The sequence below is a fragment of the Bacteroides sp. An322 genome, assembly GCF_002161765.1.
Lineage (GTDB): Bacteria > Bacteroidota > Bacteroidia > Bacteroidales > Bacteroidaceae > Phocaeicola > Phocaeicola merdavium.
This window is the reverse complement of sequence record NZ_NFIN01000029.1, coordinates 26,969-39,754: the sequence shown is the minus strand read 5'-3', so window position 1 is coordinate 39,754 and position 12,786 is coordinate 26,969. Positions and strand designations below refer to the sequence as shown.

6 protein-coding genes and 1 pseudogene are annotated in these 12,786 nt (G+C 40.0%); 3 read left to right on the top strand and 4 right to left on the bottom strand.

Translation table 11 applies throughout. The features are described 5' to 3' along the window. Nucleotides 1-94: 94 nt before the first annotated feature. From B5F91_RS12905 to B5F91_RS12890, 4 genes are read right to left on the bottom strand one after another with little or no spacing between them, the layout of a single operon-like run. Nucleotides 95-3,022 carry an Eco57I restriction-modification methylase domain-containing protein gene (locus tag B5F91_RS12905; protein ID WP_239416439.1) on the bottom strand — a complete coding sequence of 976 codons (2,928 nt, stop codon included), beginning with the start codon at nt 3,020-3,022 and terminating at the stop codon, nt 95-97. Nucleotides 3,023-3,033: 11 nt separating this feature from the next. After that, nucleotides 3,034-6,360: a helicase-related protein gene (locus tag B5F91_RS12900; protein ID WP_087429477.1), complete on the bottom strand. Its 3,327-nt coding sequence runs from the start codon at nt 6,358-6,360 to the stop codon at nt 3,034-3,036. An 11-nt stretch (nt 6,361-6,371) separates the two neighbouring features. Next, nucleotides 6,372-7,088 carry a hypothetical protein gene (locus B5F91_RS12895; RefSeq protein ID WP_087429476.1) on the bottom strand — a complete coding sequence of 239 codons (717 nt, stop codon included), beginning with the start codon at nt 7,086-7,088 and terminating at the stop codon, nt 6,372-6,374. A 17-nt stretch (nt 7,089-7,105) separates the two neighbouring features. Then, entirely contained in the window at nt 7,106-8,629 is a 1,524-nt protein-coding gene (locus tag B5F91_RS12890) for an RNA-binding domain-containing protein (RefSeq protein ID WP_087429481.1), read from the bottom strand. Between the two features lie 208 nt (nt 8,630-8,837). On the opposite strand from B5F91_RS12890, the gene B5F91_RS12885 reads away from it, so the two are divergent. From B5F91_RS12885 to B5F91_RS12870, 3 genes and pseudogenes are all read left to right on the top strand, one after another. After that, on the top strand, nt 8,838-9,884 hold the full coding sequence (locus B5F91_RS12885; protein WP_021992554.1) for a virulence RhuM family protein: 1,047 nt from the start codon (nt 8,838-8,840) through the stop codon (nt 9,882-9,884). Nucleotides 9,885-10,776: 892 nt separating this feature from the next. Beyond that, nucleotides 10,777-10,932 (top strand): annotated as a pseudogene (locus B5F91_RS15470) (cell filamentation protein Fic); the annotation flags it as partial. A 245-nt stretch (nt 10,933-11,177) separates the two neighbouring features. Beyond that, nucleotides 11,178-12,518 (top strand): sigma-54 dependent transcriptional regulator, encoded by a 1,341-nt coding sequence (locus tag B5F91_RS12870; protein WP_087429474.1) that lies wholly within the window; start codon nt 11,178-11,180, stop codon nt 12,516-12,518. Nucleotides 12,519-12,786: the final 268 nt, after the last annotated feature.

Genomic DNA, 12,786 nt, shown 5'->3' with positions numbered 1-12,786 from the left:
GGTTAAGATTGCCGCCATTTACACATCGGACATCAAATGGAGAGACTACTACTTACCGGACGATGAAATCGTTTAAGGTTTGTTAGTACATTTATCACCACACGGAGTTAGTTTTCTTACGAGCTTTTACATTTTTGCCATTGACAATATGTGTTTTTCCTGTCTGTTCCAGTCGCTCAATACCAAAAGAGAGAAGATATCTTTTTACAGCAGGAAACATTTCTATGTCATAATGCCGTGAGGGGAAAGTTGCAATAAGGTATAAACCAGCCCAGTCATATCCATATTTCTTAATATCCCTGCCACGCAGAATCGGTCGTATTAATTCCGCTGTTTTAGAACGTTCCTCTTCAGTTTGACAGTTGGCAAGAATTTCATCTCTTTTCTCAGTGGAAATGATGAATGCATCATTATAACCAGTAAGAACTCCACGATAGATATTAATATCCCAATCTTTGAGTGGGACTCCCACAGCCTCAATCTTTCGTTTTATACTTTGCTCTATGGGTGACAGTATCACCCATAAGTCAGATCCCGTAAAATCACATTCAACCCCCTGTTGCTGCACGAATACGCTCAAATTTTTGACGCTATCCTTGTTCTGCTTATTGGTGACAGCACATAGAGTTTTATGTTCGTTTGTGGCTTTAGCGAATAATAATATGTTGGTGTCTACTGTCGCACTTTCAAAAATTTTCACTCCAGCAAAGTCTATGAGCAATTGAGGATTGGTATTCTTGGCAAAGAAATCGCGTGTTTTCTCACCATAACCTGCACGCATCCATTTATTAGATGTGATATAGCAAAGATGTCCATTGGGTTTGAGCAATTGGTAGCCACGCTCATAGAAGAGACAATAAATATCCCCAGTCTTAGCAAACGTCTTATAACCACACGGCTCATATAATTTAGCCAATTCTCCACCATTGTTTTGCAATTGGATGTAAGGTGGATTGCCAATTACAATGTCAAAACCATCATTGACTCCAAACATCCAAGCAGGGTCGAAGAATGGACTCTCTGCATTTTGGTCGTATGGATTCCATGCGGCTAACTGTTTTGCATCTTCTGGAGCAAAGTCTTCATCATCAGCTAACAGTTTTGCCAATTTTTCACGAAGAATTTTGTCTTGTTCACGTAAGGTGCTTTTGCGATTGGCCGTCTTTGCAGAAAAATGTTCATGACGTATCCTTGTCAATTCATCCTTTGTTGGCTCTATTTCAGGATTCTCAAAAAGGTTATGAGATTCCTGCTTTTTCTTTGAAATCAGAGAGTTTGCCGCAACAAATTTGGTTTCAAGATTAGGCAATGTGGGAATACCAAAATTAGGCTTATTTACATCTTTCTCGCAGTTGCAAATGAGCGAAATAAAAAAACGCAGTTTGGTTATCTGTGCGGCAATTCGCTGTATATCACTGCCATAAATACAGTTTTCTATAATCGCCAATTTCAAGTCATACACTTTCTCATTTGGCGAAATACGAAGAAGAATGTCAACCATTCGATTGAGCAATCCCATAGGAAAAGCCCCTGACCCACAGGCAGGGTCGAGAATCTTTATATTTCTCAACTTGTCCGCGATTATTTTGTAATCTTCTGTATGGTTCTTATCGAAAGAGAAATCTTGCTCAAACAAGGAACGAACCAATGGCGTGTCGCCTAAATATGCAATAAGGCTTTCGTCTACCATATAATTGACAATCTCGCGCGGAGTATAGAACGACCCACTTTGATTCCGTGCTGTTTCTTTCGTCTCGGGATTGTATGCACCTAACAAATTTTCAAACACCTTACCCAATAGTTCCGGGTCAAGAGCCACTTGTTGCTCTTCTGGAGAGTTTTCTTCTATCGTAAAATTATAGCGGTTTAGAATAGAAATCAATCCCTTTTCTGGTTCAAAAAACAAGTTGTTGGGCACAACTGCACGATTACGGTATCGTCCGTCTGCAAAGCGTTTGTCGTTGCGGCTAAAACCGTCGTGATTGAAAGCTTGTTCCACACCATCAATTTTCTTAGTCTTATCAAGACACTCAAAAAGACCACCATTGAGAAATGGTACTTCTGCAAAAAGATTAATGACTTCATTCTCACTAATGCTGAACATTTCCGCATAGCGATAAAGGGTCTTAATGTCTTTTTTTACATTGGTAGCAAACTTACGTTTGTTCCCTTGTTCATCTTCTATAGCACGGTTTAGCGTAGCAAAAAATAAATTCTGAAGAATTGCGTTGTAATAGTCTCCAACCGTCTTGTTATAAGGGTCAAAATCTTTTAAGATAGTTCCCAAGTATTCAATATCAAATATCTTACTTGGTACTAAATCTTTTTGTTTGATAAACCATACAAACATGATACGGGTTATCAGACGGATAATTTTCGTTTCCAAATCTTCACGATCGTCTTCTTCAGTTGTAATATTGTTAGGGAAGGATACATTGGAAGATGGCTCGATTGCCCATTGGTACCATTCAAACAAGTCTTTGTAGAATTGCTTGGTCAGAACTTCGACGGAGAATGCGGCAGTAATATCGCTAAGTGTTTGTTTGCTATTTTTAAGTACGCCAAACTGTTCTATTGCCGTACGACAGCCGCGTCCTTCGCCAAGCAGATAGGTATAACGCTTCGTATTGGTCGAGATTTTTTCGTAATTCCCTTGTTTGTCGAATCCCCACGTTTCACTTACATACGAAAAGCGGAGTACGCTTTCATTCTTTCTATAGCAAAACATAAAAGCACCTGCATAACCCATATTGCGCCAGTCAGAAGTAAGCATATCACGGATTCCACGCCGATTGCGCTCAATGTCAACTTTTTCTGTCAGTTCAACTTCATATATGGCGATAGCTTCACCATCGGCAAGAGATATTTTGCCAAGATTCAATGCTTCTTTTGCCAAACGGCTGTTTACGTGTACAGCCGACGGACGGCTCCAAAAACTTACTTTATTTCTAAATATGTCATGGAGTAATTGTTGCCATGCTTTCCGATTATATTTGGATTCTATAACTTCCTTGTAGTTCATTTCTATTACATTTAATTAAACGATTCAGATAAGATAATCTCTGCTTCAGTTTCCTGTTTATTCAATAATGATTCCTGTGCAGTGTAATATGGGGCATATTTTTTAGCCATTTCTATAATTTCGGCAAGGGCCTCGTCGTGAGTCATACGTGCTCTTCCACCTGCACGGAGTAAGTCTTTTTGAATGCGTTGTAAACGTTTAGCAATGTAAGTAATAACACCACGTTCTGCTAAAGTTTTCAGTTGCGCAACTTTTATAAATAAGTCGTTATCATCAATTTCTCGCATAAATCTATTCAATAAATTGATTGCTATATTAACCTGTGCTCCCATTGCAGTCTGCTCGTCGTGGGTTGTTTCTTGCGAACGTATCTCATCATCTTGCATCTGGCGAAAGTTTTTTAAAGCCATATTGATGTGTTTGTGATGCTGTTCTATACGCTCTACAGGTTGTTCATCCTTTTGAGCTTTAAAGTATTTGAGTGCATCAAGTACAGATAATTCTTCAGGGCTTTCGGATACCAAGAAAAACACTTTGCGGAAATTCGTTTTAAGAAACACGAGCGTATCATTTGAGAGTGTAACCCCATCAATATTCTTTGCTTTACGCCCTGTGCGACTACGCAAAGAAAGTTTGGCTATACGGTTGTACTCTCTACGGTTAGTTTGATAAAGTTCACGCAGTTCTTCATAATAAGGAAGTTCTTGGTTGCATTCCTCTTTCTGTTGTTTCATGCCTTCATCAAAGAGTTTGCTAAGGTCGCGGTCAAGGATTTCTTCTTGTGAGTAAATCTGGTTGTCTTCTCCAAATGTAGAATGGAAAGTTTGAATCTTGCTCAATGCAATCTGGTTGAGGTTGATTTCACGATTTCCTTCACGTGAGGGATAGAACACATAATTATAAATGTGTTTAGATGCAGAACCAATACGGTTTACACGACCTATGCGTTGCATCAAGCGTGTGCTGTTCCAAGGGGTATCGTAATTCACAATCACATTAGCGCGATGCAAGTTAACACCTTCTGCTAATACATCTGTGGTAAGGATGATATTATAGTCATTCATTTTTACCTTGTAGTTTGCATCGAAATTCTCACGGATCGTCTTGAATTGTTTGCTACGATTATCAGCAGAAATAACCAATACATCCTTGCGATTGATACGGCGAGCTAAGTACTCAACCGTATCAACTGATTCTGAGAACACAACTAATTTTTGCTCAGGATTGCGTTCTGTCTTGAAAAACTCATGTTTAAGTAATTCTTCAAATTTCGCAAATTTGGAATCATCCTCATCCGTTATATCCGCCCATGCCGCACGCAGCTTTTCAAGTGTGTTTTGGTCATTGTGTAGCATCTCAATAAATTCAGGCTTGAAATCAACCGCAGCGAATACTGCATTTTTGGGATTATCTTCCGCCTTGGCATTTAGCTTTTCCTCTATCTCTTCATCGCTTAACCCTGATTCTAACAGCATATTGATGTCAAGATCGGGAGCTATAAATATTTTGTCACGTTCAAACATGTCTATCATATTTTGATTTGCCTGACAGAAATTATCTAATGATACTTGAAAGGCATAAAAGCTGCTTTCAAGACGTTTCACTAATCCATTTTTACGAATACCTGCCAAGCTTCGGCTTATCAGTTCCGCATTATCATACAAACCTTGGGCTGCTTCTGGTTTCAAATAAGCTATGGCTTGATAACGCGCATAAGTCAGACTCTTTTCAAGTGTAAACATTGCGTGTTCAAACAAATCAGCAAGATGCTCATTCAATTCATAACGGCTCTCTATGGGGCGTTCCACCTTTGGAAATCCATTCACATCCTTATTGTAACGAGATATGCTTTCAATGTCTGTTCTGGTACGCCTAACGGTCAACGGTTTTATTATTCTATCGCGTACACGCTCAGCGAGCTTTTTGAAATGATTGACATTAAAATCTGGTTCCCTTCGTAATCTTTTAAATTCCTTAATAAGAGGTGCAAAGAAAGCAGTCAGATTTGACACACCATCAATTGTACAATGGCGTGGATCTTGGAACAGTTGTATTTCATTATATATATCTGCCGGAGTATTATTCATTGGTGTTGCAGAAATGAGCATGACTTTCTTTTTATATCCCGGTATGTTACCTGTTTCAATGCGAGGCATTTTGCATATTTCTTGCAATTGCTCAAACGCTGCTGTTGTATGAGAACGGAATTTATGAGCCTCATCCACAAGTATAAGATCAAACTCGTCTGCATTCCAATAGTTGTAGTTATCTTCATCCAAGATTTTTGATAAACTTCCGTTGGAAACAAAATTTGCATACTTATCAATTCCAAAATCCTTAAATGTAGCTTTCCAGTTTTGTTCAACTGCTGGTGGATATACTACAAGAATTTTAGTTTTGTCTCTACCGTTTTCTATCAAGAATTTTTTTGTTATCATAGTCGCAATGACCGTTTTGCCAAGACCCACTACATCTGCAAGAAAAAAACCATCATAACGGAGCAGTTTTTGATATCCCTCTTCAACAGCATCCATCTGATAGTCATATTTTTTATACCCCTCTGGCATATCAAACGGATTATTATCGTCTGTAGCCATTACTCTGTCTGAGAAATATTCCATCAGCATTTTGATATACAGTTCGTATGGTGAAACATCTCCTTTTAGATATGTACGGTCAATGGAGATTTTCACATCATCAGCTGTTATTTCACACCCTTCAGCTTCTTTCCAGAGTAGTTCGAACTCGTCTTTTGCAAACTTGACATCATCATATCGATTCAATTTTACATTAAACTCATATTGGCGGTCTTCCGAAATGCCAAGACCATTGCCAGACAGGTTGCTTGAGCCTGTTATAGCTACACCTTGTGTGTACTGATTAAAATCATTAGGATAGAGTACATAAATTTTAGCGTGAATTTTCTTTGAAGGATGGGCGCGCATCTCTAATTTCCCGTCTATGAGATCTTGTACCATTTGGAACATTCCATCTTCAACCTCCTTGCGATAATTTGATTGTTCTATGTCCTGACGTATTTTGCGTAGGCAGTCTTCCTTTACTTCTTCTTCAGCCCCGAAGAACATTCTTCCTTGTCTTACTGCTTGTGCAATATATTTATCTACATCAATGCCTATTAGTACCCTTACTTTATTGATGCCATCAAGGAATGGGCGCAAAGAAAAATAACCAGATGCTCGCAGAAATCCGACAACAGCATCCAAATTACGAATATTGGGATTATGTTGCAATATGCCCTCAAATTCTTTCATAAGGGTGTTATTGCTTCTATTCGTAAAAAAGTTAGAGTTGATATTGGTGTTTACAGTATCATTCATGTCGTTATATGTTACAATGTTTCCGAATCCTTTTCTTTCTCTCTTCTCTCCTTAACCTTATCCAACCCTGGCATCTTCTTTGATACAGAAGCCTCACCAGCAGGAAAGTATGCCTTAAAAACCTGAGATAAGGAACTCACAATGTCGCTGCGTTTCTTGCCTATGTTGGAGAAAGCAGAGTAAACGTAATACATGAGTTCTTGCTGACTGCACATCTCGTTTGGCTGGATTGTGATTGAGGGTGGAAGAATCAAGTCGTGTTCTGCAAATGCGTAGGAACTGGCAAGAATCGCCTTTTGCTCCTCTTCACTGAACATCTTGATTTTTCCAGCAAACCATTCAAGTTCTCCTTTTTGGAGTGCCTGTTGCTGCTTGCTTTGACGTTCCATCAGAATGGATACTTTCTCTTGCTCTTTTTCAGTAAGGGCGTCTTCAAGCATGCGGTTCTTACGCTTTAGGACATTGTACTTTTCCATACAAGCAATGGCAATACAGAGATAACCTACGGTTACGGTAAGCACCCATACTACATGAAATCGGAACTTAGACGGAAAATCCGGCAAAGTATCAATATAGTCGCAGACGACAAGAGCAACTACGAGCATAAGCGCAGCTCCGACATACATTGTCCGGACTTTGACTTTTTGGCTCGCAGGAGGAACGCCCATAAGCAAGGCTATTGCCAAGGCTGCGACCAATAAGATGGAAACCAAGATAAAGATTGTCATGTGTCACGCCCTCCCTATTATGGTTTTACGATGATACGCCAATAGCCTGCCTTGTCAGAACCTTCATGGACGAGAATGCCTCTCTCACGCAACTCTTTGATGTTCTTTTCAACTGCTCGTTTGGACACGCCAATTTTTACAGACATTGCTTCTGCTGTTATAGAAGGGTCGGAAATAACTAAGTCTATTATTTTTTGCCCTGTCCTGCTAACTCTTTTAGATGCATCCTCTCCTTTTACACCGAACCTTTCAGCATTTACACCGAACCTTTTCACCGAACTTTTTCCGTTTACACCGAACTTTTTCTCCGAACCTTCTTCGTTTACAGGGTACTTTTCGAGGGTACTGTTTACCCTTTCAGCTACCTCCTCTACTGGAATTCTTCCGTTCTCTCCCCAGTTCAAGTTATAGAAGGTGGTGAAAAAAGAGGATGCTTCGGTTTTATAGAGAGGCTCTTTGCCGGGCAGGAAATTGGGCAGCTTCTCGGTCAGTTCGCGCATCTTGCGCAGACCGGAACCACGCTTCTCCATGTAGTCGAGTTGGGTAAACATATCGGCGATGACTGGATTGCGGCGTATGGACGGGACGTTATAGATGTCGCGGTCTTGAATCTGTGTGCCGTCAAGCATAGCTCCGGGCGACACCAGTTCCACACGGTCGTCGTAAATGTCGATATGTACCTCACCACCCATAACCGTGTAATCCCGATGGATAAGGTGGTTTACCAACCCTTCAAAGATAGCACGGTCGGAATAGTCTGGGAGATTCAGGCGATAGTTCGGCATCTTCACCCATCCGCTCATAGTATAGTTCTTGATGAAGTCCATACCATATTTCAAAAGCAATACAAGATTTGCCCGATGCTCTACGGAACTGATTGCATCGTCTTTATAAAGTCCTGTCCAACGGGTGCAGAAAATACGTGATTGGAATACAGTGCAATTGTCTACAAACAGCAATCCGGCATTGGTCAACTTACCGTCAGATGTGACAAGTCCGAATGATTCCAAATACTTATCATTCCATTCCTGATGTGTCTGTTCGCGGAATGTGTTGGCAAGAATAATAAAGGAATGTTTGTTGGCATCCACCTGTGTAGGGAGCGAATCCCACGTCATGTGTGTACCTTTCAGCACCAGCGAGAGAAGTTGTTGCGAATTGCATTCCACGCTTTCATTGCCAACTCTTACAAAAGCCGTGCGCGTTCCGTCTTGATAGTAATAATAAGGTGTCAAAACACCAGCCTTGACTTTCACTTCAAGCAGGGTGCGTCCTTCGTGCTCAATCGGGATAAGTTGTACCTCCGGTACAGGGTCAAGCCTTGCCTTTATCATTTCGCTGATAAAATCGGCATCCGCCTGCACGTTCTCCAACCCCACAATTTCACCTTCATCGTTTACGCCATAGAACAAGCTGCCGCCATCCGTATTGGCGAAAGCCGACACGGATTTGAGCCATGACTTCACTTTCTTGCGTTCCAGCATCTCCTTGAAATCGTAAGACGTACATTCTGCTATGAGTCTGTTATCGTGTATCTGCATGATTTTCTCGTTGTTATAAAGGTATAATACCCCAATATCGTTTACAAACATACGGAAAAAAGTTCGTTTTCCGTTCAATTAGAATGGGAAAAAACGGATTAGGGAGAAGAAATCTTCGTAAAATCCATTCCTAAATGTGATTATATGATAGATTTTCCTAAGATTTTCTATACCTTTGTATTTGTGATAATTAATAACCAAAGGAGTCGTGGCTAAGAATTTTGAAATACGGAACAGTACGGCAGAGTTTCTTACCTTTATTGCCGAGGGTAAGGAGAATGGTGTTCAAGTGTTGTATAAGGATGAAACAATTTGGGCAACACAAAAAGCAATGGCGACATTATTTGATGTAGGTGTTCCGGCCATCAGCAAACATTTGAAAAATATCTTTGAGAGTGGAGAGCTTGATAAGAATACGACTATTTCCAAAATGGAAACAGTCGTGAATAGGGGCTTCCGTGGAGAATCAAAAGAAGAAGTTGAGTTCTACAATCTTGATGCCATCATATCCGTAGGCTATCGTGTCAATTCTGTTCGTGCCACGCAATTCCGCCAATGGTGTACATACGTTCTACGTCAGTTTGCAATCCGTGGATATGTCATAGATAAAAAGCGGATGGAAAACGGCTCATTTATCGGAGAGGATTATTTTGAGCATCTGCTTGCCGAAATTCGTGAGATACGACTGAGTGAACGGCGTTTTTACCAGAAACTTACAGATATATATGCCACGGCCATAGATTATAACAAGAGTGCGCCCACAACACGGCTTTTTTACAAAAAGGTGCAGAACAAAATGCACTATGCGGTACATGGGCATACCGCTGCGGAATTGATAGTTGACCGTGCGGATGCACAGAAAGAGCACATGGGCTTGACCACATGGGAGAAGGCTCCGGACGGAAAAATAGTAAAACCGGATGTAAGCGTTGCCAAGAATTACCTTAAAGAAAATGAACTGGAGGCAATGGGACGTATTGTCAACAGTTTTCTTGATATAGCGGAAGATATGGCGAAACGCCATATCCCGATGACGATGGAGGATTGGGCGAAACGTATTGACAAATTTCTGGATATAACGGACAGACCTATTCTTTCCGATGCAGGAAAGGTCACGGCTGAATACGCCAAAGAGTTTGCCGAAACGGAGTTTGAAAAGTATCGTATCATTCAAGACCGCCTGTTTAAGTCCGACTTTGATAAATTGGATGACAAAGATTTGCCTTCACTTGATTTTACACCAGAAAATTCTTAATCAAAAGCTATGCGATGAAGAGTTTAGAAACTTTTGAAGAAACCTTTAGTGATGCTGTTTTAGGTTATCTTTCAATATTGATTTTTTCCTCGTTTTTCTTTCGTTATTTTCGGTGAAAAATCGTACTTTTGCGGCATGGAGCTGTGGTTGCTTATGGATGCTTATTTTCGAGTTTGCATGATATTTGCAACACGTTCACGCAAGTCGCTGAGAGATATAACGTATTGATTTTGAGGAAGTGAAGTAAGTATCGGTAAACAACGATAACCAACCATAGGGAAATAGGGTGTAGCTCAATGAGTTACGCCCTATTTTTGTTTTTAAAAAGCGATAAGTTAGTGATAGAATAATGCAGGTTTTCCATAAGTATGGCTATTGCCAAAGCTGTAATTAATAAAATGGATGCCAATATAAAGATTATCATGCGCAACGTCCTTCCATATTTATGGCTTTACAATAATGCGCCAATAACCAACCTTGTCAGAGCCTTCATGAACGAGAATGTCTCTATCACGCAACTCTTTGATACTCTTTTAACTGACCGTTTGGACACGCCAATTTTTACAGACATTGCTTCTGCAGTTATAGAAGGGTCGGAAATAACCAAGTCTATTATATTTTGCCCTGTCCGGCTAACTCTTTTGGATGCTTCTTCTCCTTTTTCACCGAACTTTTTTCATTTACACCGAAGGTTTTTCTCCGAACCTTCTCCGTTTACAAGGTACTTTTTGAGGGTACTACAATCCCACAATTTCACCTTCATCATTTACAAACATACGGAAAAAAGTTCATTTTCCGCTTAAGTGAAATGGGTAAAACGGATTTAGAAGCAAAATTCTCTATCTCAAAAGATCAATTATGAAATGATTAGCCCTTATCTGTAACTTTTTTCAATGCCGGACACATTACGGCTGAGTTCGCCAAACAATTCGCCGAAGCTGAGTTTGAGAAGTACCGCATTATTCAGGACAAGAACTTTTCTTCCGACTTCGACCGGTTCTTCGGCGACAGTCCTTTACCACTTGATTTTGCACCGGAGGATGAGTAAAAATCCCAATATAAGGAAAAAGCAACGGCTTCTAGGGAGAAACTCCCTGATGCTATTTTAGGTTATCATTTAACATTGGCTACTCTACCCAATATACCAATACAAGCTCGAAAAAACAAAAATCATTTGCAAACAAGCAGAAGTTTCCAAAAAAACTGTATCTTTGTTTCAAATATACTATCCGTCACAACAAGCGAAAGCGGAACAAGGTATCTTTATTGTATTAAACAAAGCAGATTATATCTATGGCATCGTCTATACTGATAGTTGAAGATGATTTGGTATTCTCTACCATGATGAAAACATGGTTGACGAAAAAAGGATTCCAAGTAGATACGGCAAGTGCTAATGCACGTGCCCGTAAATTGCTTACCAGCCATACTTATGATTTAATCTTATCCGATTTGCGGCTGCCTGACCAGGACGGTATTCAACTATTAACTTGGCTCCGAAACCAATCATGCAATACTCCTCTTATTATTATGACGAGCTATGCCGAAATTCAAAGTGCGGTACAAGCTATGAAACACGGAGCAAGCGACTATATCGCCAAACCTATACAACCAGATGAATTGCTGAACAAAATTGAAGAAACAATTCGAAAATCTGAAATTCCCTTATCAGCCATACAAGAAAAAATTTCCCCAGTTACACAAAACTTTCTAGAAGGAGAAAGCGAAGCAGCACACCAACTTTTCAACTACGTGCGCCTTGTAGCTCCTACCCAAATGTCTGTACTGATAAACGGATCCAGCGGAACAGGAAAAGAATATGTAGCCCATCGCATCCACGAACTGAGCAAGCGAAGCGACAAGCCTTTTATTGCCATTGATTGTGGCTCAATTCCCAAAGAACTGGCTGCATCTGAATTCTTCGGTCATGTAAAAGGCTCGTTTACAGGAGCATTAACAGACAAGACCGGAGCGTTTGAAGAAGCCAATGGAGGAACACTTTTCCTTGATGAGATAGGGAATTTAGGATATGAAGTGCAAGTTCAACTCCTACGAGCTTTGCAAGAACGGCGTATCCGCCGCATCGGCTCAACCAAAGAAATTGAAGTCGATGTCCGTCTTATCTGTGCTACGAACGAAAACTTGAAAGAAGGCATAGCCAAAGGAATTTTCCGAGAAGACTTATACCACCGCATCAACGAATTTACCTTACGTATACCTGATTTAAAAGAGCGTACGGAAGACATCTTGCTTTTTGCTAATTTTTTTCTAGACCAAGCCAATCAGGAACTGGAACGCAATCTCATTGGATTTGATGCTGAAGCTAGCGAAGCTCTTCAACGCTACACATGGCCTGGGAACCTCCGCCAATTGAAAAATATTGTAAAACGAGCAACTCTTTTGGCACAAGGCAATTTTATCACGACCCGCGAACTAGGCGAAGAAATTTTAACACAGAATGTTGAACCAGCAGTTGCCTCGTTCAATTTGCACAATGAAGATTTGGAAAAACAACGCATCATACATGCACTGCAACGTACAGGAAATAATAAGACCAAAGCTGCCCAATTATTAGGAATTGACAGGAAAACTTTATACAATAAGATGAAACTGTATGATATAGGAAATGTGTAAAATGTGGAATAATTCCACAAAACAACCTTGCAATTCCACAATTTCCACACCACACACCAATAAAGCACCAGATACATCTAGTTAAAAATCAGCGTATTACCAAAATAGTTATTTTTGGCACACCTTTTGCTCATAATATTAATGATGAGTGAGAGAATTGAAGATACAAAAATAAAGTCAAAACTAAACTTAAGACTGAACTATAACCCAACCCCATAAGAAACAAAATCAAAAATAATATTCATAGTGAAATATTACTTTTTGATAA

What these genes read in the sequence shown, in the direction of transcription:
- B5F91_RS12900 (WP_087429477.1), bottom strand. Translation starts at nt 6,360, where the DNA reads ATGAATGATACTGTAAACACCAATATCAACTCTAACTTTTTTACGAAT.
- B5F91_RS12895 (WP_087429476.1), bottom strand. Translation starts at nt 7,088, where the DNA reads ATGACAATCTTTATCTTGGTTTCCATCTTATTGGTCGCAGCCTTGGCA.
- B5F91_RS12890 (WP_087429481.1), bottom strand. Translation starts at nt 8,629, where the DNA reads ATGCAGATACACGATAACAGACTCATAGCAGAATGTACGTCTTACGAT.
- B5F91_RS12905 (WP_239416439.1), bottom strand. Translation starts at nt 3,022, where the DNA reads ATGAACTACAAGGAAGTTATAGAATCCAAATATAATCGGAAAGCATGG.
- B5F91_RS12870 (WP_087429474.1), top strand. Translation starts at nt 11,178, where the DNA reads ATGGCATCGTCTATACTGATAGTTGAAGATGATTTGGTATTCTCTACC.